Here is a 24,567-nt window from a genome sequence, read left to right as displayed (position 1 = left end):
GCGGAGATGGGATGAAGAAATGAGTATTCAAGACAAAAAGAATCTGCTCGCAGACCTCATTGAGCAGGGAAAAGCCAAGGGAAAGCTCACCACCAAGGAGATTAACGACGTTCTGGAAGAGCTGGATTTTGATGTTGATCAGGTAGATAAGCTCTACGACGCGCTGGAAAGCAACAACGTTGACATCATTGAGGATTTTAACGCGCCGTTGGATTTTAACATTGACATGCAGGATGAAAACCTCGAGTATGCGCTGGCCTCCGAGGGCATCAGCATTGACGACCCCGTAAAGGTATACCTCAAGGAGATCGGGCGTGTGCCGCTGTTATCTCCTGAGGAGGAAATCGAGCTTGCTACCCGTATGGGGCAGGGTGATGAATATGCCAAAAAGCGCCTGAGCGAGGCCAATCTTCGCCTCGTTGTAAGTATTGCCAAGCGCTATGTAGGCCGCGGTATGCAGTTCTTGGATCTCATTCAGGAGGGTAACCTTGGTCTTATCAAGGCAGTGGAAAAGTTCGACCATACCAAGGGCTTTAAGTTTTCCACCTACGCTACATGGTGGATTCGTCAGGCTATCACCCGCGCGATTGCCGATCAGGCGCGTACCATCCGCATCCCCGTGCATATGGTGGAAACGATTAATAAGGTTAAAAAGGTAACCAGTCAGCTGCTGCATAAAAATGGCCACGAGCCCACTGCCGAGGAGATTTCAATCGAGCTGGACATGCCTGTGGACAAGGTGCGCGAGATTATGAGGGTTGCGCAAGAGCCGGTTTCACTTGAAACCCCTATCGGTGAGGAGGAGGACAGCCACTTAGGCGACTTCATCCCCGATGAGGACGCCCCCGCACCTGCGGACGCTGCCTCGCATACATTGCTGAAGGAACAGCTTGGCGATGTGCTGCAAACCCTTACCCCGCGAGAGGAAAAGGTGCTCAAGCTGCGTTTCGGGCTGGAGGACGGGCGTTCCCGCACACTTGAAGAGGTGGGTAAGGAGTTTAACGTTACCCGTGAGCGTATCCGTCAGATCGAAGCCAAGGCGCTGCGCAAGCTGCGTCATCCCAGCCGCAGCAAGAAGCTCAAGGACTTTTTAGACTAGTGCGGATTGACAACCTTAGAAAACCCGAGTATAATTTAATTTATAGCATTTTAGTATATAATTTAGAGTTTTTTTGACGTACCGAAGGCCTCGTACCATTAACCGGAAAGGACATGAATCTCAGTATGCATATCACGTTGGAATCGGATTATGCCGTTAGAATTGTATATTGTCTGGCGAAAAACAGCGGAAGAATGGACGCAAAGAAGATCTCTGAGAAATCCTGCGTTACGCTGCGTTTTGCACTTAAGATTTTACGCAAGCTGGTTGCGGGCGGCATTGTAAAGTCCTTTAAGGGTACGCAGGGCGGTTATGAGCTGGCGAGAAGCGCCGCGGATATCTCTCTGAGAGATGTTATCGAAACGGTGGAGGGCCCCTATGCCATCAGCCGCTGTGTGTGCGGTGAGGGCGAGTATGAGTGTACCCATACCCATGAGGACGGCGCATGCCCGTTTCACTCGGTGTACGAGTCTATCTCCAGCGATGTGCGCGAAAAGCTGCACAACGTGACCTTTGATAAGATGCTGAAGCAGAAACAATAGGAGCCCCGCAGCTACATAAGAAGGGACGACAAAAAGACTACATGGCGCGAATTAGCGCTTATTATAGTACCCAAGCTATTAAATAGCCTTTTGCATGGCGTGCATGTCGCGCCATGTATTTTCTTATCCGGTATCTATTATGGCAGTAAGGGAGAAGATAACTTGACCAATCTCTTAATCAAGTTGTTTATAAAAAACAGCGAAGATGTTACCAATGAGAAGGTGCGCACGCGCTACGGTATGCTTAGCGGCGCGGTCGGCATCTGCACTAACCTGTTGCTTTTTACCGGGAAAATTACCGCCGGGTTGCTTTCAAATAGTATCTCCATCATCGCAGATGCTATTAACAACCTCTCCGATGCCTCCTCGTCAATAATTACGCTGCTTGGGTTTAAGCTTTCCGGCAAGCCTGCGGATAAGGAACATCCCTTCGGGCACGCACGGTTTGAATACCTTTCGGGCCTTGCGGTTGCCATTATTATAATGCTGATTGGTGTTGAGCTCGGAAAAACCTCTATTAATAAAATTATCAACCCCGAATCAGTGGCCTTTAATCTTCTTTCCCTATGCGTGTTGATAGGCTCGATGCTTTTAAAGCTGTGGCAGGGGCTTTTCTACCGTAAAATCAGCAAGAAAATCTCCTCCACCGCGCTCATTGCATCGGCTACCGATAGCATCAGCGACGTAATTACTACCGGTGCTGTTTTAACCTCGGCGCTGATTGCCCATTTTACCGGTTTAAAATTAGACGCCTTCATGGGCCTTGCGGTAGCGGCATTTATCCTTTATTCGGGCGGAAAGCTTGTGGTTGAAACCATCAACCCCATCCTCGGTGAGGCGCCGGATAATGAATTGGTAGAGGCTATCGAAGACAAGATTCATTCCTATCCAGGCGTTTTGGGTATTCACGACCTTATGGTTCACAGCTACGGCCCGGCCAGAATCTTTGCCTCGGTGCATGTGGAGGTTTCGGCGAGCGAGGACATTATGCTCAGCCACGACCTGATTGATAATATTGAGCGCGAGGTGGGTCAGGAGCTTGGCATCCAGCTTGTGGTGCATCTTGACCCGATTGTGGTGGATGACCCGCAGGTGAATGAGCTTCGGGCGTTTGTTAAGGGTGTGGTTTCGGATATCGACAGCCAGGTTACCATGCATGACTTTCGGGCAGTGCAGGGGCCAACCCATACGAACCTTATTTTTGATATTGTAGTGCCAAGCGGCAGCAAAATTAATAAGGATGTGCTCGTAAACGAGATTGCCGCACGCATCAAGCAGCGCGATGAGCGTCTGTTTGCGGTAATTACCGTAGACAGCAGTTATGTTTCCGTTAATATGCCCGCCAAGTAGTTATTAAGGATAGAGATTTTTACTAAGACAATTATAAACTATCCCCGGCAGATAAACTTTCACAAGGAAGAGTTCATCTGCCGGGGATAGTTATTTATGTAGCAGTTTCGTTATAATCCTTGAAGCTAACCGGTAATTCTCTCATCGATTCGCCTTGTAACTGAGAATACATAGGGCGTAAAATGCTTCAGCCAGAAGCCGCGCGCCGTGGGGTTAAAGCTTTCGCAGTCTACCCCAAGCCTTGTATAGCCTTCGGACTTTAGTGTTTTTATTGTATGGTTTAACAATTGTGTGTATATGCCGGTGCCGCGATAGGGCTTCTGCATATACGCTCCGCAGATGTTCATCATCGAGGCATCCTCGCCTACAAAGCTTTCCCCGTCACAGGCGACCTCCAGAAAAGCAAATACGTCACCGTTATCTTCCGCAACAAAAAAGCGCGAATCATCAAACATCTCCAAGAACTGCGCCTCGGTAAACGGAGGAAGAGGGATAAACATCGGGCTTGCGTTTAAGTGTTCCACCAGCGCATTCTTTAGGTGAAACGCTTTTAGCTTCTCCGTTTGTACAAGCTCTCTGAAAACGTAATCGGTGCAGGACGCGACGCTCAGTTCTTCCATCGGACGAATAGCGTCTACGCATCGAAGACCAAAGCCGTTCCAGAAGAAACTGTTTACCACTTCGCTATCGCTTGAATACAAGGCAATGGCATAGCTTAATATACCCTGCCGAACCAGCTTCTGGGCGGCATGCTCAAACAGCAGCGAGTAGATTCTGCCGCGGTTTTCCTTAATCGCCCCGTGGGCATGAAGAGGAGAGAAGGTTCCCGCTGTTTTGCCGAAATGCTGCTGCCATGGCCTGTACCAGCACAAGAACCCTACCAAACGTCCGTCCTTATAGGCCGATACGCCAAGCCCGTTCTCTGCAAACTCATCTAAAGGCGGGCAGTTGCCAAAAGGGGGAAGAACGGGATTGCTGACCGTCAGCTCTTCATAGTTTGTTTTAATAAGCTCAAGAGCGCAGGGGATATCCTTGCGGGCAAAATCGCTCAATGTAATCATAGTTTAAAACTCCTTGTCATTTGTACCTTCACTGAAAAATAGGCGCAAAAATACCGCAGTACAACAGCCTGTACAATGGCTGCGGCTCTGCGGTTAAAAACGAGCGCATAATCCAATGAAGGTTGTGGTGTTTTACAATCCGGCTTAAGGCAGGACTGTAATACTAATCACGCATTAAAACCTTTATAAATAATTTCGCAAACAAACCATAAATTTAAGCTTTTGCTCGATTTTTTATACGAAATATTGTTCGCATGGTTTTCTATAATCGTGATAAGTATCAGCTGTTCAGTTATACCAAAGAAACCTCAACAGTATTCTTCATTTCCGAACACACCCTAACGTTAGAAGTTTTGGTAATTAAATCACCAAATGCATTATATCGTAAGCGAATTGTATTGTCAACCGCTTGCTTTTTGAGGGTTGACAAGGGTTACATCAAGCTGGTTATATGGAATGGTTATGCCGTTTCTATCAAATGCGGTCTTTACTTGTTCATAAAGATCATATCTTAGATTAAGGTAATCACCACTGTCTACCCAAACAAGGCAGCAAATATTGATCGCGTGTTCTCCATGCCCGCTCACCCTCACCACCGGTTCCGGTGTTTTCAGTGCATAATCGTTATTTCTTATAATTTCAAGAATCAACAGCTTAGCCTTTTCAAAATCATTTAGATAGCTTATGTTAAAGACCAAATCTAACCTGCGTGTTTTTTCACTGGAGAAGTTAATAATATCAGTGGAGGATACCTGGGAATTCGGAATGAATATCACCTTATTATCGATGGTTCGAAGCTTGGTGTAGGTGTAATTAATCTCTAAAACCGTGCCCTGTCGCCCGTTTACCTCTACAAAGTCTCCATGCTTGAAAGGGTGGTTATACAATAAAACAATGCCGCTGGCCACGTTGGAAAGGGTGTCCTTTAAGGCAAGTGAAAGAGCCAAACCCGCTGCGCCCAATAAGGTTACCAGCGGAGTAGTAGGTACCCGGAGGGTAGATATAATCAGCAAGGCAAGCACGGTATACAGGGTAATCTTTATGGTAGAGGCTATAAAGTGGTGCATTGTCGCGTCTACACGGCTCTTTTTTAAACCCTTAACCAGCAGCTTTACCGCAAAATGAACAAACAGCATGCCTGCCGCCAGCAAAAACAGTGCTCCGATGAGAGAAGGGTAATAGTTAATCAGCCACCTCTTGGCATCCTCCAGAGTTGGTAAGGTATTAGGCATAATAGTAAACCTCACTTTAAACATATCTTGCGGGGCTGACACCCTTGTGCCGCTTAAACACGCGGGAAAAATACAACTGGTCGTCAAACCCCACCGAACTTGCAATCTCACCAATCGAAAGGTTGGTGCTGCGTATCAGCGCGCAGGCCTTGCTAATGCGAAACTCGGTGAGAAAATCGTTCGGCGAAAGCCCCAGGTGCTTAATAAACAGGCGGTACAGGTGGCTGCGGCTTAAGCCGATGTGAGTGGCAATATCATCCACCCCAATATTGGTTGAGTAGTTGTATTCGATAAAGCGCAGCGCAAGGTCTATGTATTCTCTGCCTCCTGCACTCTGTCGCGGTTTGCCGAACACCTCAATCAGATGTGCTAAAAACAGGTACAGGTACCCGCTCATCCGCGTCTCCTGAAAAGGCGCTGAACCAACAGAGGCGTAGATATCACCAAGCAACCGCTCGGCTGTTTCCCCATCGGGCAGGTGACAAACGGGGTTTTCGGGGGTGAATCCCATAAGCATTACGAGGCTTTGCGCGTCATTGCCATTAAAGCCCACCCAAAGGTATTCCCACGGTTCGTCGCTATCGGCGGTATAGGATACCGGCTTGTTTGGTGTGATTAAAAAGGCATCCCCTGCAGCGGCCTTAAAGCTTTTGCCTTCGATATAAACGGTGCCCTTGCCGCCTGTAACGTAATGAATCAGGTAATGGTCGCGCACACCGGGCCCCCAGGTGTAGGAAGGGGTACAGCGCTGCCTTCCGGTGTTAAATACAGAAAGCCCGAGATTTTCGCGCAGCTGTGTTTTATAAGAGTACTTATATACGCCGTTATCCATCCTCAGCCTTGTCCTTCCGTTGCATACCCACGAAGTTTATTTTGATTATAAAACTGCTGGAATAAAAATGCAAGTTTATTACAACCTATGTAATACTAATTACTCATTAGCCTCTTTTTATAATTTGTAATAAGTATAGATGAATAAAGTGCTACCGAAACCTTGTTTTTAATGGCGGCTTATAGTATAATATCTTTAATTTCGGTTAACACGCTGCCATAAGTTCCCCTTTATATTCTTTTATTATTTTAACGGCTTACGGTTATCCGATGGTTAATTTTCTGCAAACAATCACAACCTATTAACAAAAACCGGTTTTTGAGAGGGAGTTTTCGCATGGGAATTGAACTTACATCCAACGTAGTTCTTATCGGGTTTGGAATTGTTATTGCCGCCTTGATTATACTCATTTGCCTCATGGCTTACTTGGGCAGCGCGATAGGCCGCCTGACTAAGCCTAAGGATAGCGATACCGCGCAGTATTCCACAAATCCTGCACTGTCTGTTGTTCCTGCGGTAGAGCAGGGCATCAGCGACGAGGTTGTGGCGGTAATCGCTGCTGCGGTAGCCTGCATGATGGGTGAAGGCACCGGCTTTACCATCCGTTCGGTAACACGCGCACACCGCAAAGAGTGGCAGATGGCGGGCATGGCGCAGAATACCCGTTCGTTTTAGTCTGAATTTAGTCATTCAACAGCCGTCCGTTTTATCGGGCGGCTGTTTTGCTTTACTTTGGATAATTACTTTGCAGAAAAAGCCGAATGTGCTACAATATTTATATTATTCTGGCTTTGATGCATAAGGGGGCAAGGCACCATGCTGAAGCTGATATTGGGCCGTTCGGGCAGCGGAAAAACCCCAAAAGTACGAAAAGAGCTTGCCGCGGCGGTGGAGAGCGGCCGGTACAGTAAGGTATACCTGCTGGTACCCGAGCAGTTCTCGTTTGAAAGCGAGCGCGTGCTTTACTCCCAGCTTGGCGCGCAGAAGAGCATACAGGTAGAGGTGGTAAGCTTCACCCGCCTTGCCAATCTGGTGTTTCGAGAGTATGGCGGCCTTGCCAAAAACTATGTGGGCGACGGCGCGCGCACCATGCTGATGAGTATGGCTTTAAGCGAGCTGAAGGACAGCCTTTCGGTTTATAAAAAGCACTATGCAAACCTTGCGTTTGTCACCGGAATGGTAAATGCCGTAACCGAATTCAAAAATGCGGGTGTTACACCGGAGCAGCTGTATCAAGCCAATGAGCAGCTAGAGGAGGGCGTTCTCAAGGCCAAAACCGGGGAGCTGGCGCTTATTTATAACGCCTACGAAGCACTGCTTGCCAAGGGCTATGCCGACCCGTTGGATGATCTGCCTGCTGCTAACCGCCTGCTTGCTGAAAATGATTTTTTTGCTGGCTCAGCCGTATTCATTGATGAATTCAAGGGCTTTACCGCTGTGGAATATGAAACACTGGGGTATATTCTAAAGGGTGCCGAGCAGTGTGCCGTTTCGCTCTGCACCGATTCGCTTCAGGATAACTCGCACGGCCTGGGATTGTTTTCACCCGTTACCGAGGCAGCCAACCGGCTGGTGCGTATGGCCAAGGAGCGAAAGGTGACGGTAGCAGCCCCCGAGGTACTTTCAGAACCCCTGCGCTTTGCGGGCAAAGGGATTTCGGCAGTGGAGCAGGGTATCTTCAGCTTTATACCGACTGTCTGCGATGCTGCGCCCGAGGATGTCCGTATCTTTTCGGCTTCGAACCCCTATGAGGAGCTTGAACTAATTGCAAGTGAAATCAAGCACCTTGTTTTAGAGGAGAACCTTCGCTATCGCGATATCGTCCTCATCGGGCGCGATGTAACTGCCTACAAAACGGTGCTGGAATCGGTGCTCCCGCGCTATGACATTCCCTATTTTTATGATTTTACCGAGAGTATTGAGCGCAGCCCGTTGATTTTGTATATCCTCAGCGCTGTTTCTGCCGCGGCAAACCGTTTTGATAGCGACAGTATTATAGCCATGCTGAAAACCGGCCTTACGCGCTTTGATGCCTGTGAGGTGGCACAGCTTGAAAACTATGTTTTCCTGTGGGATATCAAGGGGTTTGTGTGGTGCGATCCCTTTAAGAATCATCCTCGCGGCTTTGTAAATGGTATGACCGAGGGGGATCATGCTTTGCTTGAAAGGCTCAATACCCTGCGACATCAGATTATTCCCCCGCTTGAAAGGCTTGCCGCGGCTATCAAGTCCGCAGACGGTGAGGCCTTTGCGCGCGCGGTATATGAGTACATAACGGCCTGCGGTCTGCAAAACCGTGTGCAGGAACAGATTGCGAACTTAAAGAACGAAAATGATTATAATCAGGCGCAGAGTGTCGAGCGGGTATGGGGGATTGTGATGGATATCCTCGACACCTTTGCCTCGGTGCTGCGCGGCACGGTGCTGGATGCCAAACGAAGCCTGGAGCTTCTGCGCCTTGCAATTGGAACCTACGACATGGGAAGCATTCCGCAGACGCTTGATCAGGTACTCATCGGCAGCGCCGACCGTATCCGCGCCGCATCCCCCAAGGCGGCCTTCATTTTTGGTGCCAACGAGGGGGTGTTCCCGCTGATCCCACAAGGGGGCGGCCTGTTTACCGACAGTGAGCGCGAGGCGCTTGCCGCCCTTGGGCTGGAGCTCGCCGAGACTCAGACGAAAAAAACGATTGTTGAGCGGTTTATCGCCTACAAGGCATTAACCTGCCCTTCACATCTGCTGGCCGTTTCCTACCCGCGCACAGGTATTAAGGGGGAGGGGCTGTACCCGTCGCAGATGGTGCGCCAGATTTTGCTGATTCTGCCCTGCTTGCAGGTGCAGGATGCCGCTGCGTTTGAGCCGCAGCACTATATCTGGAACGAGCGAACGGCACTGAAGGCCGTCGCATTACATAGCAGCGACAATGCTCCATTCGCTGCAACGCTTAAAGAGCTGCTGCAAAACTCTGCCGCCGCGCCGCTTTATGAAAGCCTGCTGTTTGCGGGGCAAAAGGTACATTTTACGATCGACGACAGCAACACCGCCCGAAGGTTGTTCGGTCAAGACCTTACCTTATCGCCTACCGGCCTGGAAACCTACTACCGCTGCCGGTTTTCCTACTTTTTAAAGAACGGTATCCGGCTTAAAAAGCGCGAGCAGGCAAAGCTCACGCCACTCGAGGCGGGGTCACTTATCCATTACGCCCTGCAGGAGCTGCTTACCAGGCACACTATTAAAGAGCTTGCAGCCCTAAGCCCTGCTGCCCTGCGCACAGAGGTGGGAGAGGTACTGAACCACTACCTGCTGGAAAAGATGGGTGGGGCAGAGGGCAAGCCCGCGCGCTTTCAATACCTGTATACCCGCCTTTCCGCCACGGTGCTCAAGCTGATAAAACAGCTGATTACCGAGTTTTCGCAGAGCGATTACACGCCAGAAGCCTTTGAGCTTCCCATCAAGCAAGGCGGGGCAGTAGAGCCGATAGAGTTGATTACCCCCATCGGCGCCCGTGTGCGGGTAGAGGGCACCATTGACCGGCTGGACATCATGACAAAAAACGGCAAGCGTTATGTGCGCGTAGTGGATTACAAGACCGGACATAAAAGCTTTAACCTTTCGGATGTTTATTATGGACTAAATATGCAGATGCTGCTCTACCTGTTCACCGTCTGCCAGAACGGGCGCTACGCCGGGGCTGCACCCGCGGGTGTGCTGTACATGCCTGCCAAGAATCCGGTTGCAGAGGTATTGCGCGAGGCGGATGACAGCGAGGTACAGCTTAAGCAGTCTGAGGCGCTCAGGATGAGCGGGCTTTTGCTGGAGGATGAAAACGCCATCACGGGGATGGAACACGGCGGTGCGGGGATATTCATCCCGGCGCGGTTTACCGAGGGTACCGACGAAAACGGCAACCGTGTGTGGGTGCTCGATAAAAAATCCAAGGTAGCTAACCTTGAGAATATGGGCCGGGTGAAGCGCCACATCGAAAAGCTGGTAGGCGATATGGCATGCGCGCTGTACGAGGGGCAGATTGATGCCGTTCCCGCGCAGGGCGGCAGCTACAGCCCCTGCGATTACTGCGAATTCTCACATATCTGCGGGCACGAGCCAAACGACGAGTACATTAAGATTCAGGATATCCCCGAAGAGGAGCTGTTTACAAGAATGGAGGAAGCAAGCGGTGAGCAGAAACTGGACAGCTGAGCAGTTACAGGCAATAACAGCGCGTGGCGGCAGTCTGCTGGTTTCCGCCGCTGCAGGCAGCGGCAAAACCGCAGTGCTGGTTGAGCGTGTGATTCGCCGCATTGCCGACCCTGTAAACCCTGTGGATGCCGATAAGCTTGCGGTGGTTACCTTTTCAAACGCCGCCGCCGCCGAAATCCGTGAGCGGGTGGATACAGCACTTTCCGCGCTGCTCGCCGAATGCCCGGACGATTACGGCCTGCGCCGCCAGCAGATGCTGCTCGCCAAGGCACATATCTGTACCATTCACTCCTTTTGTATGGATGTGATACGCCAGAATTTCCAGCAGCTTGCCGTTTCGCCCGATTTCAGAATCGGCGATGAAAACGAGCTCGCGCTGCTGCGTGCCGAGGCCGCCGCCGAGGTGGTGGAGGAATACTACGCGGGGGGCAATGAGGCGTTCTTTGCGCTGGTGGAGATGGTAAGCTCGGGCCGCGACGACAAGCGTCTGATGCAGACCGTCGAGCGTTTGCATACCTTCGTTCGCTCGCACCCCTTTCCCGAGCATTGGCTGGAACAAAAACTTACCCTGTACGACCCAGATATCCCGGTAAGCGCATCGGTATGGGGGCAGACAATACTTGCGTATACCGAACAGGCGATGACGCACTGGGCACACCAGCTCAGGCAGGCGCTATTGGTGATAGAGGGGGACGGCACCCTCGCCAAGGCTTACGCAGTGCGGTTTAATGAAGATGCCGCTTATGCCGGGAAGCTGCTGGATGCCGCGAAAAACGGAGAATGGGATACAATCTACAAAGCCCTGCGCGGCTATGAGTTCGGTTCGCTCGGGGCGGCGCGCGGGTTTGACGATAAGGCGCTAAAGGAACGACTGCTCGGCACCAGAAACGGCTTCAAGGCGGCGGTAAAAGCCCTGCGTGAGCGGCAGTTTTGTGCTACCGAGGCGCAACACCGGGAGGATATGCTTGACCTTCTGCCCAAGATTACCGTGCTGTTTGAGTTGGTAAAAGCCTATGCCGCACGCTACGAGGAGAAAAAGCGCGACCGCAACCTGCTCGATTTCACCGACCTTGAGCAGCTTGCGTTAAAGCTGTTGGTGCAAAGCGAGAACGGGCAGACAGTAAGAACCGAGGTGGCGCGTTCTCTTTCGCAGAGTATCGAAGAGATTTTCATCGACGAATATCAGGACGTTAACGAGGTACAGAACGAGATCTTCAAGGCTATCTCGCGCGAGGAGCAGAACCTGTTTATGGTGGGGGATGTCAAGCAGAGCATCTACCGTTTCCGGCAGGCGATGCCCGAGCTGTTTTTGCACTATAAAGAGGTATTTGCTCCGTTTGATGAACAGCATTTTCCCGCAAAGATTACCCTCGGCCGAAACTTCCGCAGCCGCAGCGGGGTGACCTCTGCGGTGAACTTTATCTTTACGCAGATTATGAGCCGTAAAATGGGCGAGATTGAATACGCGGGTGACGAGCTGCTTATCCCAGCGGCGGTTTACCCGGAAACCCGGCTGCCGCAGGTCACCCTTGACGTGGTGGATGCCTCACAGCTGGAGGACGACGAAACCGCCGCTCAACTGGAGGCACGGCATATTGCGGGGCAGATTAAAAAGCTGCTTAGCGATGGGCTGATGGTTACCGAAAACGGCGCACTCCGGCGGGCTTCGTTTCGGGATATCGCCATCCTGCTGCGTTCAGTAAAGGGTAAGGCACAGGTGTACGCAAATGAGCTCGAAGCCTGCGGCATCCCCGTTTACAGCGATACCTCGGGCGACTATTTCAAGGCTCGCGAGGTAGCGGTAATGCTCTCGCTGCTGCGCACGGTGGATAATCCGCTCTCGGATATCGACCTTGTCGCTGTTATGCTTTCGCCCATGTTTGCTTTTACCGCCACCGAGCTTTCAGCCATCCGCTTGGCAAACCCTCGTGCACCGCTTTATCTTGCGGCGGCGGTGTACGCTAAGGAGAGCGAGAAGGCTGCGCAATTACTTCAAACACTTGAAAAACTGCGCACTGCCGCTGTTTCGCTTTCACCCGACCGGCTGATTGAATATGTATACACCCTTACGGGTTATGATTTGATGGTGCTTGCCATGCCAAACGGCCTCAAGCGCCTTGCCAATCTGCGCCTGCTCTCGGAGTATGCCAGAGGGTACGAGCAGAGCGGCTGCAAAACGCTGGCGGGGCTGGTACGCCTGTTTAACCGCATGATGGAACAGGGCCTTTCGCTCGGCGAGGCACCCGCGTTTGCCGATACCGCCGACGTGGTGCGCATCCTCAGTATGCACAAATCCAAGGGGTTAGAGTTCCCCGTCTGCTTTGTGGCCGATTGCTCCAAGCAGTTTAACCGGCAGGATTTAAACGAGCCCAGCCTGCTGCATTCCACGCTGGGCTTTTCCTGTAAACGCCGCGAGCCCGAAAGCCTCAAGCAGTACACCACCGTGCCGCAGGAGGCGCTCAAGCTTGAAATATCAAAAGGCATGCTTTCGGAGGAGATGCGCATATTATATGTAGCGCTCACCCGCGCAAAGGAGTACCTATATATTGTTACAGCCGAAAAGAAGCCTGATAAAAGGCTTGCCAAGCTTGCCGAGAACCTTACCGACAGTGTGAAGCTTAACCCCTTTACGGTGCAAGGCGCGCAGAGCTTCTCCGACTGGATACTGACTGCCGCGCTGCGCAAAAAAGAGGCCGCCTGCCTGCGTGAGCTTGCGGGGTTGGATGATTCCTGTGTGTTGCCCGATGACGGCGTATGGCAGGTGCGTTTGATTACCCCTGCTGCTCCCGAAAACAAGCAGACCGAAGCCGCGGAAGAAACGGCGGTAATCGTACCAAAGGCAGCTTCGGCAGATATGCCGCTGCTTTATAAACTGCGCGAGAGAATTGATAAAGTATACCCGTTTATACAATCGGTAGAGATTCCGACCAAGCTTGCCGTTTCGGATATCGCGGAGCGGCAGACGGTGCTAACCGAACTGCGCGGGCCGTCCTTCACCTTCTCGGGCGGGCTTACCCCCGCGCAGAAGGGCAGTGCCCTGCATAAATTCATGCAGTTTTCAGATTACAGGCAGGCAAGTCTTGACCTTGCCGCGGAGATTTCACGTATGCAGCGGCAAAGCTATCTCTCGCCGGAGGAGAGCGCGGTTATCGACCAAAAGAAGCTTGCCACATTTTTTGAGGGCGCGCTTGCCAAGCGCATGTTTGCTTCCCCCAAGCTTATGCGGGAATTGAAATTTATCTCGCAGCTTGATGCTAAAGAGTATTCCACCGCCTGCGCCGAAAGCGGGGAGGATGACTATATTGTGATACAGGGTGTTGCCGACTGTGTGTTTGAGGAGGACGGCGCCCTTGTAATCGTAGACTATAAAACCGATGCGGTAAAATCGGCGGAGGAGCTTATAAAACGTTATTCGCTTCAGCTTCATTATTACAAGCGAGCACTGGAGCAGAGCCTTGCCAAGCCGGTAAAGGAGTGTGTGCTCTATTCCTTTGCGCTCGGCCGCCCCATCAGTATCTAGCTTAAGCTACCGTAAAGCCCAGTGCCTCGATAACGTCGATGATATCCTCGCGCGAAAGCTCCGCTCCAATAATGCTTACGGTGTTGCGCTCCTCGTTGACGATAACGCACTCCACCCCGCTTTGAGTGCTGATGGAATCGCGCAGCAAGGCCCCTTCCTCGGGAGAATTGATCTCATAAAGGTTCAGGACGATTTTATTCTCGTTTTCCATAAAGACAATCCTTTTCCTATACTAATCTCGATTATGTGAGAAACTAGTATTATAGTGCTTGCAGGTTTCTTATCGTTATTATTGTTGCAGCTGTTAAAATAAACATTCACGCCAATTATTGCAGTACGTTTCTGGCTGAAGGATTCTTTTGAAAACCGGAGTTTCTTATGATTTACACTTTTTGTACATTATCGTGGGCACCGTGCCGGATGTACTGATTGATAAAACTGTTCAAGAGACTGCAGCTGAGCGCCATACCACTCGTTTGAAAGCCATCCTTGCCTACGGCTCGTCTAACCTTTCTTTATACAAAATTGGTTCACATCATTGACAATCACAGAATTAACTGCACGATCAGCAACCATTTCAATTGACAATTAGAAGCCATCCTGTTATAATAACTCTGTTATAGCCTTTTTAGGCTTTACCAATCCTTGCCCCGAAAGGGGCCTTAAGTCCAAAAGGAGGTGTAAACAATGTCAAAAGCTTCGGTTGCTTATGAGACCATCATGGTGCTTAGTACCAAGTTAGGCGATGAGGGTATCGGCGAGCGCGTTGAGAAGTTCAAGGCGCTGATTGAGCAAAACGGTACGATTGACTCTGTAAACGAATGGGGTAAGCGCAGGCTTGCATACCCGATTAATGATGAAACAGAGGGTTATTACTACCTGATTGAGTTCAAGAGCCCGTCCGAATTCCCCGCAGAGCTCGACCGTATCTACAAGATTACGGACGGCGTGCTGCGCAGCATCATTGTAAACAAAGAGGACATGTAATAAGGATAGGAGGTAGCGTTTATGCTGAACAAGGCCATTCTTATGGGCAGGCTTACGGCTGACCCCGAGCTTAAACATACCACGTCCAACTTTGCGGTAACGAATTTCCAAATTGCCGTAGATCGTTCTTATGCCAAGGCGGGTACCGAACGTCAAACCGATTTTATCACGATTGTAGCGTGGAGAAATACAGCCGAGTTTGTCTGCAAATACTTTAAAAAGGGTAACATGATTGCTGTTGAAGGCTCTATCCAGACTAGGAATTACAATGATAGTCAGGGCAATAAGCGCACAGCTGTTGAGGTTCTGGCGGACAATGTATTCTTCTGTGAAAGTAAAGCCGCAGCCTCTGGCCATGCGAATACCGGTACAAGCACCTTCGAGGCGCCTCCCATGCCTGTAGCCTTTGAAAGCGGAAGCAGCGAAGATTTCTCGGTTGTTCCCGGTGACGACGACCTGCCGTTCTAACTTTGTTTCTAACTAAAGTACAAGTAAGGCAGACAGGAAAAGCCCCTGATACTGCCGCAATCCATGAAAGGGAGGTTTGAATAATGGAAAGAGATCGTAACGATAGAGATCGCAATGATAAATTTCCCGGCCGCGGCCCCAGAAAGAGCCGCAAGAAGGTTTGCGCTTTCTGTGCCGAGAAGAATTCGGTGATTGACTATAAGGATGTAATGAAGCTCAGAAAGTACCTTTCCGAGCGTGCGAAGATCGTGCCCCGCCGTGTAACCGGTACCTGCGCGCGTCATCAGCGCCAGCTTACCATTGCCATCAAGCGTGCACGCCACATCGCTCTGCTGCCTTATATCAGTGACTAAAACTTAAGCGTGATACAAACAAAGCCCATGATAGGATTTCCTGTCATGGGCTTTATTCAATTAATGATTGCGGTTATCTCTGCGCAGCTTCTGCTCCATTTTCAGCCTAACGACACTGTAAGTAAAAGCAATAATATCTGCCAGCATAAGAATACCAGTTACCCTGATTACCATATCGGGCAACGGTAGTATAAACCAGTTGACACCTATGATTATTACAGCGGCAATAAGAATAATCAGGCTTACCATAAATACTGTTTTTGTTTTCATGTTTTGTCTCCAGTTGTCCTATTTAATATTACCCAAGCATGTCCTTGATGATCTTTACCGACTTCTTATCAAGCACACCGCCGGTCAGCGCCCGTGCGATATAATCCGCCGCGGCTTCATTGGCGGTCTGCTTCTGAATCCGTACTAAAATCCCAAGAATATCTAAAAGAATGAGCTTTTGTTGGGTATCCTTTAACGACGCAATATCAATATGGGTAAGGGTATCAACAATCAGCGGGTGCAGATTAGGTTTTAGCTCTACCCAAACAGCAATGCTCTGGATGGTTTGCCGAGAGGTTATAAACTTTTCGTCGCTGGTACGGGCAAGGTAGCTTTCGGCAATCTTATCAAAGCGGTTGGCCGCATCCCACCGTACATTTTCGGCCAGCAGCATCACGCCAAGGCTCCGCTGGTAGGAGTTTTCGTCATCCAGCTTCTCGCATAAGCCATCCCAGTAGGGGTAAACATCTGCATGGGCCTTGCTGCGTTCCTGCAGCAGCAGAAACGCCGAATAACGCAGTTCGTTATCCTTCTCACGCAATAGGCCAAACAACTGTGCGATATCCTCTGCGGTAAGCTGCTGTGCAAGCTCTGAAGGAGTTCTGCCGTTTTGAAGAATCTGTTCATAGCTTAACATATCAATCACCCCTTGCGCAATATTTCATCATACCGCTTCTATCATATCAGGTTATTATGACATCCCGCGTCAAGTTATAGACTGAAGATATAAAATTCCTTAAATATGATTGATCTACCGCAACGGGGCTAATCGCTTGCCGACTTTAGATTTTTCTTTTCCTCCTGCCGCTTACAATAGGGCAGGGGATGTTTCGGATGGGTTTTATGATGCTCAACGCATTCTGAGCACTGCCCATGCCGTTTACAACTTTTATACCTGCAGGTGCAGGCTTCCTTCCCGTTTTCAAGCATACGGTTAAATCCCTTCCGCCGGTTAATATAAATCATGATACGCCATCAATGGGCAAGCTCGAAAACGATTGTTTGATTAATCCCGATTACATTAGTTAAATCACAAAGCCGCCGTTAGGGCTTAATACCTGCCCGGTAATGAACCCGGCATTGTCAGACACCAAAAACGCTGCGGCCTGTGCAATATCTTCAGCACTTCCCAGTGTACCGAGCGGGGTTTCTTCTTTCAGCACCGCGATAGTTTGCTCGTCCAGTGCCCCGTTCATCTCGGTGGCAATCACCCCTGGCGCTATGCAGTTTACGCGGATGCCTGAGGGGCCAAGCTCCTTGGCAAGTGCCTTGGTAAACCCAATCACCCCTGCCTTTGCGGCGGAGTAATGTACCTCGCAGGAGGCGCCCGTTATCCCCCAAATCGAGGATATGTTTACGATGTTTCCGGCCTTCCGGTGGATCATATGCGGCAGTACCGCCTGCGCGCTGTAGAACATCCCGCACAGGTTTACGCCCAGCATACGGTTAAATTCCTCTGCGGTAATGTCGGTAAACAGCTTCTGCTGGGCAATACCCGCATTGTTGATGAGCACATCAATACCGCCGAATTGCGCTTTTATTCTGCCAACCATGGCGTCCACCTGTGCCTTGTCCGATACATCCGCATGAAAAGCGGCGGCCTGCCCGCCGTTTAGCCGGATACTGCGCACCACGTCCTGCGCGCGCGCCTCACTGTGCAGATAGTTCACCGCAACACAAAAACCTTCTTGTGCAAGCTTTATCGCAACGGCAGCCCCGATGCCGCGGGAAGCACCGGTTACCAACGCGGTTTTTGGCATGACGAATCCTCCTTGCCTAGAAGAATACTGAAAAGGCAGAAGGCCGAAAATGCCGCCCTCTGCCTTCTGATTCTTACGCCTTAGGGGAGCCCTCTTGGGCCTCCCCTAAATAAGATTATAACTGACGCAATAAAAAGTTCATGTAGCTGGTGAAATGCGAGAACACGATGCCCGGTTCCTGCAGGTCCGGGCACCAGCGCTTTACCCATTCCAGCGTAACAAAGCCGTCGTAGCCGTTATCGTTTAAAATCTTCAGGGTGTCAAAGATAGGCACATCACCATAGCCCATCATGCGGTATATCACCGTACCATCCACCATTACAGAATCCTTCACATGGGTGTAGCGTACCCACGGCCCGATATTCGCGTAGGTCTGTGCAGGGGATTCATCGAAGAAGCGGTAGGGGTGATGGATATCCCACAGCACACCCTTATTAGCACTTTCTATGTTTTCCATAAAGGCCTTCATTGCCGCAGAGGACGCAAACGGCCCGTTGGTTTCAATCAGCGGGGTAACGCTGCGCTCCTCGCCGTAAGAGCATAGCTCCTCATAAGCAAGGCGGGCGGTTTCCATGTCCGCGTCGTCGGTGGGCTGGGGTACGGCGGTAATCATTACACGCACATATTTTGTACCAAGCTTGTGCGCAAGGTTTATATAGCTTTTTGCCTCGGCCACCGCGTCGGCAGCCTTGGCCTTATTGCCAAGTACTGCACCGGAGGTCAGCATCGGAATCTGCATGCCGGCCTTATGAAACCGCTGTATGGTCGCTTCGATATTTTCGGGCAGAAAGGGTTTGGCCTGCGGGGCAAACATCTCGCTGCCGATGCCGCGGATCTCAATGCCATCTAGCCCTAAGTCCTTCGCCGTAGAGAAGATTTCCTCAAACGGCCACCCGGGGCAGCCAAGCGTAGAAAAAGCAAGCTTCATAGGTCATCCTCTTTTTCTTATGTTAATTAGAGTTGGTGCCAAATATCTTCCAATATTCCTCGAAGGTCATGCCGCCGTAGCCGCCGGAACCGGTTGAGGCACCGTTCATACTTCCCTGGCTGATGAACAGCATTACCTCGCCGGGCAGTCTGGTTACCTTGATTACATTGCCTGCGGGAACGGTATCGTCATACATCTGAACAACCTGATACTTTATTTTTAAATCATCGAGTGTTTTCTGTGCGTCCGCCTGCGCCATACCAACGATAGTATCAGGAATAGGAGCGGGACCCTTACTTACCTTCACGGCAACATTCACCGAATCGGTAACAGGAGTATTGGCGATGGGGTTTTGTTCAAAGATTACACCGGCCGGCTGTTCATCGTTATACTCTTCGGTTTCGGTCAAAAAGTATTTCTTTTGAAAGTCTTCTTTGCTCTTTACAGAGTCAAGATAACTCCCCACAAAGTCGGGCAAAAGATAAGGAGCCTCAGATGCGGTTGCATCACTTGATACATCAATGATACTGGTACCAGGGGTATTATCCTTTGCAAAAACCAGCAGGCTGCTGTCGATCTCACTCAAGATAACAAACATCAGGGTGAGAAGAACCGCGGTGGTGATCAGCATTGAGCTCATCATATAGATAAAGTTTCTTTTTCGTACCTTCCATTTATGTGCCGATTTTCTCTTGGCAGGCTGTTCCTGATACATGTTTTCACCTCGTTTATCGCTGTTTTCTGTCATTACTCCACCGGGTGCTGCAGGCTGCGTAAGCGCCATAGAGAATGCTCCGATGGTCTGGGGGCGTTCCTTAGGCTCAAGCGCCATTGCCTGCTGTAAAACCAGCGAGATAAACTCCGGTACAGCCGGGTTTACCTCCGAAGCAGGCTTTAAGGTATCGCCTGTCAACCGGGCAGGTGCCTCGGGGGGAACTACACCGGTAAGCGCGGTGTAGATTACCGCAGCAACCGAATAAACATCTGTCCAAGTACCCTGCCAGCCGGTCAGGCTGTAAAGCTCGGGCGGGGAATAACCCGCAAACAGCTCGGCGGCAAGCTCACACTTGGCGGTTCGAGCGGCGGGAATAGAGAAACCGAACAGCCGCAGCGTACGGTCCTCGTTAACCAGAATGGTTTCGGGGCTGATTCCGCGGTGAATAACACCCAGCGCGTGCATCGCCTCTACCGCTGCAAGGATGGGTGCAAGCCTCTCCTTGAGGGTTTCGATGGTAAGTACCCCATTCTCTTTAAAAAACGAGGAAAGTGTCGTTTCGGCTACAAACTGATATACCGCATAAACGGTATTATTCTGTTCAAAAAAGTCGGTAAGCGAAAGAAGCCCCGTATATGTACGCAGCTTTTGTAACTGACGGCAAAGGTCGCTAAAATCAGAAAGCAGCGCCTTATATTGTGTTTCTTTACCCTTGAGGGTTATTACATGCTCGCCGCCGGTCTCGCGAACGGCCAGCGCATCAGGCATGTATTCACGTATCAGTACCTTATTGTTCTGGGTAAGGTCACATCCCAGATAGGTGGCACCTTCACCGTTATAGGCAATCAGCTTTCCAACGATATACTGCTTGGAAACAAGCGTACCGGGCTTTAGATACAGGGGGTGGTGGGGGGTATTGACGTCAAAGCCGCAAAATGGGCAAACAGCTTCTTTGCCTTGTTTCTCGCGCATGCAGCCCATGCACAGCTTAATGTCAGGGGAATCCATCAAATTATCACCTGCCTGCCGATTATACTTATTTCGACCTGAAATAGAGATGAGTGCGGAGGTTACCCTATTTCTATCGGAATCAGTATTACACTGTTGCGGAAAAAGTATCGGATTTAAAACCGATGCTATTGCATAAAAGGATTCAGAAAAAAAGCTCATACTGGACTATGGCCCAAGTAAGAGCCAGATAATGAAACCTTTAGAATAACTCCATTATAACCTAATACGTAAGAAAATGCTACTGCTCTTCGGAATTTTTGGCATCAGAAGGGGCGGTAAAGTCTGGGCTATGCGGTCTCAATATTCGCCGCGTCCTGCAGACCGAGATGTTCCACTGCCCACTCACGCATCTTAAACTTCTGGATTTTACCGCTTGCCGTCATGGGGAAGGAGTCCATAAACGCTACATAACTGGGCACCTTATGGCGCGCCATTGAGGCGGCAACACAGCTTTTTACCTCCTCTTCGGTAAGCGACATACCCTCACGCAGAATAATACAGGCCATAACCTCTTCACCGTACTTCTTAGAAGGTACGCCGATTACCTGCACATCCTTTACTGCGGGATGGGTATATAAGAATTCCTCAATCTCCTTGGGGTAGATATTCTCGCCGCCGCGAATAATCATATCCTTTAAGCGGCCGGTAATCTTATAGTAGCCGTGTTCATCCACTTGGGCAAGATCGCCGGTATGCAGCCAGCCATCCTTATCAATTACGGCAGCGGTGGCCTCCTCCATCTTGTAATAGCCCTTCATGATGTTATAGCCGCGCGCGCAGAACTCACCGGGCTTGTTGGGGCCTAAGGTCTCTCCGGTTTCGGGGTCGACGATTTTGGCCTCCATGTGTGGCAGCACCTTGCCCACGGTAGCCACACGAACCGCAATACTGTCATCGGTGGTGGTCTGGGTGCAAACGGGCGAGGCCTCGGTCTGGCCGTATGCAATGGTAATCTCGGTCATGTTCATCTCGTCCACCACCTGCTGCATCACCTTCACTGGGCAGGGGGAACCCGCCATGATGCCGGTACGCAAGCGCGGGAACTTGAATTTCTTGAAGTCGGGGTGCTCCAGCATGGCAATAAACATGGTGGGCACACCGTGCACCGCGGTACAGCCCTCGTTTTGGATAGCCGACATAACGGGAACGGGGCTGAAGTGGTCAATCGGCACCATAGCGGTGGCATGCGTAATACTTGCCATAATGGCAAGCACAAGCCCAAAGCAGTGGAAGAACGGCACGGGAATGCAGAGCTTATCATCGGGCGTAAACTTCATGCAGTCACCGATGCTTTTACCATCATTAATGATATTGTAGTGGGTGAGCATTACCCCCTTGGGGAAGCCGGTAGTACCAGAGGTGTACTGCATGTTCACTACATCATGGAAGTGCACTGTATTTGCTATGGCTAAGTAATCCTCGTAGCTTACCTCTTCACTGCGGGTATAGAGGTCTTTAAAGTTGTACATACCCGCTGGGGTATCGTCCCCGGCATAGACAATCGACTTTAAGTAGGGCAGCATCGGGTGGTTGAGCTCACCGGGCCTGGAATTCTTCAGCTCCGGGATAAGCTCGTTTACAATATCCACATAACTGGTGGATTTGATGCCATGCATCATTACCATGCATTTGCTGTCAGACTGCCGGAGCAGGTATTCCAGCTCAAACACCTTGTAGTTGGTGTTTACGGTTACCAGTACCGCACCGATCTTTGCAGTGGCAAACAGCGTGAGCATCCATTCGGGGGTGTTGGTAGCCCATATGGCCACATGGTCGCCCTTTTTAATGCCGATAGCCATAAAGCCTCGTGCAAGGCGTTCCACCTCTTCATCAAGCTGTTTCCAGGTTCTTTCAAAATCACGGTCAGTGTATTTTACGGCAAGGCGGTCAGGGTATCTCTCCCCAAGGTCTTTGATTAAGTTACCCAAGGTAATCTCGATTAAATCATTCATAGCAAACCATCCTTTCTTGCTCAAACCAATCTTTCAAACTTATTTGCCCGTGTAACCATATGTGAATGGAGCGTAATAGGGAAAAACTGCAATAAAAAAGCTTTCGTCTCATACAACGCGTATAAAAAATACGCTTGCATGGAGACGAAAGCATACAACTTCCGTGGTACCACTCCGATTGATGTGCAGGGCACATCCGCTTAGCAGCGTGTCGTAGGCTTAACAGCCCCAAAACCCGCCTTCCCGTTAACGGAGGAAAACCGTTCACACCTACTGGCTGCTACAGCAGCGTTGGGCTGACCGCTCAAGGGCGAGTTCATTGCTGCTACAGGTACCGCATCACAGCATCGCGGCTCTCTTAAACCTGCTAAAGTCAACTACTGCTCCCTATCATCGCGTTAGGCATATATAAAAATATAAATTAAGAATAGCAGAGAAGCATAGGGATGTCAAGATGCAATTTCACACATAAAAGCGCTAAACAAAACGATAAAAAGGTTTACTTCCAACAGAAACCGATAGGGATTGCCGGTTATTCCCTTATTCCTTCTATATGCAGAAACCTAGCCTCCGCGTAATAGTAGGTGTCCAGCGCGCGGCTGTCGCTGTCGTAGGTGTGGGTTGAAATCAGAATGCCGCTCGGGGTGGGCTCGGATACCGCAACCACCAATAAAGAATGCGTGAATGCCGCCCCCTCAAACCGCAGCTGGATAACATCGCCCGGTATCATTGCGGAAATGTTCGTTCTTGAGGCAAACGGCCCGGTACTTGCCGTTGCGCGGGTAAGAAAGTTATAAAAAAATTCCACTCCTGTCCAAGAGGGGGAACGACGGCTTAGGTTTACATAATACCAGCCGTATACCGGTTTAAAATTCATATGTCCGCCTCCAGCATACAGGCACTGCGAGATAAAGTTGGTGCAATCGCCGCCCAAGGCCTCAAAGTCATAGTACCGTGGATTACGGCTATACGCCCACTGGTGCGCGTATGCAATAGCCTTCTCACGGTTGTACGGCAGCACCTGCGGCATATTGAGCCCCCTTCCAATATTCACATTTACAGTTTATGAATAAATAGGAGGGGGTATGATAGTTGCTACAATATCTTTTAAATTGATTACTTAATATCCCGCAATTTAGCTATTTGATTTTTTCAAGGACTATTTTCTTTTTTTCATTATACTCTTCTTGTGTTATAGCATTACTTGCACGCAGTGAAGCAAGCTTTTCAAGAACATTCAATTCTTCTAGGCCATTTATATTAGCTTTAACTATTGAAACACCTGTACCATTTGCCACGATTCCAATCATATTACCTGAGAATAATATATAATTAAATGATAATCCAATAATAGCATTACAACCATGTTCATATGCGTTATCAATAAGATTTTTGATTACTTGGTTTCGGGCCTCATCAAGTTTTTGGGCGAAGAGTCCGCTCGTTGTTCCTAATAAATCAGCTAGATTAGCAGATAATTCACTTAAAAAACCAGTTCCCAATGCAATTTCAGCACTGATGATACCATAATAATTCTTGATATCGTACCCTTTCATAGAATGCGTAGTTGTTATCATAAATTCTTTGTAACGTTTCACATTTAGCTCAAGTTGTTCTTTCATCTCAAACTCTTTTTGATGGCGGATTTTCAACTCATTTTCTAATATTTCTTGATTTTTAGAAATAAACGAAAGCAAATATTCTCTAACAGGTCCTTCACATGAACAGCTATAAAAGAATTCTTTAATTGAATTAAATTCATCTATGTTACTATACCCAACGCTATATGTTAAGTCCCGTTTTCTTTGATCACAGGCTGAGCAAATGCGATAACTGTTCAATTCCTCGGTTAAAGGAAAATCGCTTATAAAACTACTTTGCTTTTTCCCACAGATACAACACAACATTACAACACTCCCTTTCAAATACTAGTATAAGTTGTTTTTATTGTAAGCGCAATCATTTTGAATTTGTAGGTTTGTCAAACATCTTGGACAGTGTTAGGAAAGAGCAAGCTTTTCAAGTGGCGAAAGCCAGCAAAGTGGGCGCATCGGTATGTTATTGGAACGATTTTGATGTGCAGCTAGCTGCACATCAAAATCGGCGAGTGAATAAAAGTGGTGTATGTCATAGAAACGCTTTTGGTCTTCACGGTGGCTACGTTCTACCTTGCCGTTGTGTCGGGGTGTATAAGGACGAATAAGTTTATGTCTGATACCCAGTTTCAGTGCCGTTTGTTCAAACAGGGTAAAACTATCTCGCTTGCTGCTGGAGAAACGATTGGTAA

23 protein-coding genes and 1 other annotated feature are annotated in these 24,567 nt (G+C 49.6%); of the genes, 10 read left to right on the top strand and 13 right to left on the bottom strand.

The features are described from left to right. Positions 1-19: 19 nt before the first annotated feature. The 3 genes from rpoD (at position 20) to BLR50_RS02870 (ending at position 2,991) form a co-directional block, all read left to right on the top strand. A complete protein-coding gene (gene rpoD / locus BLR50_RS02880) occupies positions 20-1,099 on the top strand; it encodes an RNA polymerase sigma factor RpoD (protein WP_092638340.1) in 1,080 nt (359 codons plus the stop codon). Between the two features lie 113 nt (positions 1,100-1,212). Then, positions 1,213-1,641, top strand: coding sequence for an RrF2 family transcriptional regulator (locus tag BLR50_RS02875; protein ID WP_341465404.1), 429 nt, complete (start codon positions 1,213-1,215; stop codon positions 1,639-1,641). Between the two features lie 162 nt (positions 1,642-1,803). Further along, a complete protein-coding gene (locus tag BLR50_RS02870; protein WP_092638336.1) occupies positions 1,804-2,991 on the top strand; it encodes a cation diffusion facilitator family transporter in 1,188 nt (395 codons plus the stop codon). Between the two features lie 125 nt (positions 2,992-3,116). Here the strand turns inward: BLR50_RS02870 and BLR50_RS02865 are convergent, their stop codons facing one another. The 3 genes from BLR50_RS02865 to BLR50_RS02855 form a co-directional block, all read right to left on the bottom strand. Continuing rightward, the gene (locus BLR50_RS02865) at positions 3,117-4,052 is read right to left on the bottom strand and encodes a GNAT family N-acetyltransferase (RefSeq protein ID WP_092638334.1); all 936 of its coding nucleotides are present in this window, start codon (positions 4,050-4,052) and stop codon (positions 3,117-3,119) included. Between the two features lie 401 nt (positions 4,053-4,453). Continuing rightward, complete coding sequence (locus tag BLR50_RS02860) at positions 4,454-5,284, bottom strand: mechanosensitive ion channel family protein (RefSeq protein ID WP_162840299.1); 831 nt, start codon at positions 5,282-5,284, stop codon at positions 4,454-4,456. Between the two features lie 16 nt (positions 5,285-5,300). Further along, complete coding sequence (locus tag BLR50_RS02855; RefSeq protein WP_092638330.1) at positions 5,301-6,116, bottom strand: AraC family transcriptional regulator; 816 nt, start codon at positions 6,114-6,116, stop codon at positions 5,301-5,303. A gap of 336 nt (positions 6,117-6,452) precedes the next feature. On the opposite strand from BLR50_RS02855, the gene BLR50_RS02850 reads away from it, so the two are divergent. The 3 genes from BLR50_RS02850 to addA all read left to right on the top strand — a co-directional run bounded on the left by BLR50_RS02850 (position 6,453) and on the right by addA (position 13,836). Beyond that, on the top strand, positions 6,453-6,791 hold the full coding sequence (locus tag BLR50_RS02850) for an OadG family transporter subunit (protein WP_092638328.1): 339 nt from the start codon (positions 6,453-6,455) through the stop codon (positions 6,789-6,791). A gap of 141 nt (positions 6,792-6,932) precedes the next feature. Then, complete coding sequence (locus BLR50_RS02845) at positions 6,933-10,316, top strand: PD-(D/E)XK nuclease family protein (RefSeq protein ID WP_092638326.1); 3,384 nt, start codon at positions 6,933-6,935, stop codon at positions 10,314-10,316. Then, positions 10,294-13,836 (top strand): helicase-exonuclease AddAB subunit AddA, encoded by a 3,543-nt coding sequence (addA, locus tag BLR50_RS02840; RefSeq protein WP_162840298.1) that lies wholly within the window; start codon positions 10,294-10,296, stop codon positions 13,834-13,836. Before BLR50_RS02845 ends, addA begins: the two co-directional genes overlap by 23 nt. Before the next feature lies 1 nt (position 13,837). Here addA and BLR50_RS02835 read toward each other — a convergent pair whose 3' ends face one another. Further along, on the bottom strand, positions 13,838-14,047 hold the full coding sequence (locus BLR50_RS02835; protein ID WP_092638322.1) for a hypothetical protein: 210 nt from the start codon (positions 14,045-14,047) through the stop codon (positions 13,838-13,840). Positions 14,048-14,195: 148 nt separating this feature from the next. Between BLR50_RS02835 and BLR50_RS14240 the strand changes: the two genes are divergently transcribed. The 4 genes from BLR50_RS14240 (at position 14,196) to rpsR (ending at position 15,644) form a co-directional block, all read left to right on the top strand. Next, positions 14,196-14,378, top strand: coding sequence for a hypothetical protein (locus BLR50_RS14240; RefSeq protein ID WP_143008028.1), 183 nt, complete (start codon positions 14,196-14,198; stop codon positions 14,376-14,378). A gap of 145 nt (positions 14,379-14,523) precedes the next feature. Then, positions 14,524-14,823: a 30S ribosomal protein S6 gene (rpsF, locus tag BLR50_RS02830; protein WP_092638320.1), complete on the top strand. Its 300-nt coding sequence runs from the start codon at positions 14,524-14,526 to the stop codon at positions 14,821-14,823. A gap of 21 nt (positions 14,824-14,844) precedes the next feature. Further along, positions 14,845-15,291, top strand: coding sequence for a single-stranded DNA-binding protein (locus BLR50_RS02825; RefSeq protein WP_092638318.1), 447 nt, complete (start codon positions 14,845-14,847; stop codon positions 15,289-15,291). Between the two features lie 83 nt (positions 15,292-15,374). Beyond that, positions 15,375-15,644 carry a 30S ribosomal protein S18 gene (gene rpsR / locus BLR50_RS02820; protein WP_092638316.1) on the top strand — a complete coding sequence of 90 codons (270 nt, stop codon included), beginning with the start codon at positions 15,375-15,377 and terminating at the stop codon, positions 15,642-15,644. 60 nt (positions 15,645-15,704) lie between these two features. Here the strand turns inward: rpsR and BLR50_RS02815 are convergent, their stop codons facing one another. The 9 genes from BLR50_RS02815 to BLR50_RS02775 all read right to left on the bottom strand — a co-directional run. Beyond that, positions 15,705-15,914: a hypothetical protein gene (locus tag BLR50_RS02815; protein WP_092638314.1), complete on the bottom strand. Its 210-nt coding sequence runs from the start codon at positions 15,912-15,914 to the stop codon at positions 15,705-15,707. A gap of 28 nt (positions 15,915-15,942) precedes the next feature. After that, a complete protein-coding gene (locus BLR50_RS02810) occupies positions 15,943-16,551 on the bottom strand; it encodes a hypothetical protein (protein WP_092638312.1) in 609 nt (202 codons plus the stop codon). 388 nt (positions 16,552-16,939) lie between these two features. Next, positions 16,940-17,674, bottom strand: coding sequence for an elongation factor P 5-aminopentanone reductase (gene ymfI / locus BLR50_RS02805; protein ID WP_092638310.1), 735 nt, complete (start codon positions 17,672-17,674; stop codon positions 16,940-16,942). 115 nt (positions 17,675-17,789) lie between these two features. Further along, positions 17,790-18,602 (bottom strand): sugar phosphate isomerase/epimerase family protein, encoded by an 813-nt coding sequence (locus BLR50_RS02800; protein WP_092638308.1) that lies wholly within the window; start codon positions 18,600-18,602, stop codon positions 17,790-17,792. A gap of 22 nt (positions 18,603-18,624) precedes the next feature. Further along, on the bottom strand, positions 18,625-20,325 hold the full coding sequence (locus BLR50_RS02795; RefSeq protein WP_162840297.1) for a protein kinase domain-containing protein: 1,701 nt from the start codon (positions 20,323-20,325) through the stop codon (positions 18,625-18,627). Between the two features lie 290 nt (positions 20,326-20,615). Continuing rightward, a complete protein-coding gene (locus tag BLR50_RS02790; RefSeq protein ID WP_092638304.1) occupies positions 20,616-22,280 on the bottom strand; it encodes an AMP-binding protein in 1,665 nt (554 codons plus the stop codon). Between the two features lie 137 nt (positions 22,281-22,417). Beyond that, positions 22,418-22,683, bottom strand: a binding site (T-box leader). 129 nt (positions 22,684-22,812) lie between these two features. Continuing rightward, complete coding sequence (locus BLR50_RS02785; RefSeq protein ID WP_092638302.1) at positions 22,813-23,310, bottom strand: amidase domain-containing protein; 498 nt, start codon at positions 23,308-23,310, stop codon at positions 22,813-22,815. Between the two features lie 109 nt (positions 23,311-23,419). Next, positions 23,420-24,187 (bottom strand): heavy metal-binding domain-containing protein, encoded by a 768-nt coding sequence (locus tag BLR50_RS02780; protein WP_092638300.1) that lies wholly within the window; start codon positions 24,185-24,187, stop codon positions 23,420-23,422. Between the two features lie 93 nt (positions 24,188-24,280). Next, the coding region (locus BLR50_RS02775; RefSeq protein WP_143008027.1) for an integrase core domain-containing protein at positions 24,281-24,567 on the bottom strand (287 nt) is incomplete at its 5' end.

This window comes from Acetanaerobacterium elongatum (genome assembly GCF_900103835.1).
In the GTDB taxonomy this organism is placed as follows: Bacteria; Bacillota; Clostridia; order Oscillospirales; family Ruminococcaceae; genus Acetanaerobacterium; species Acetanaerobacterium elongatum.
Note: the sequence above shows the minus strand (reverse complement) of the source record. Positions and strands in the feature narration are given on the sequence as shown.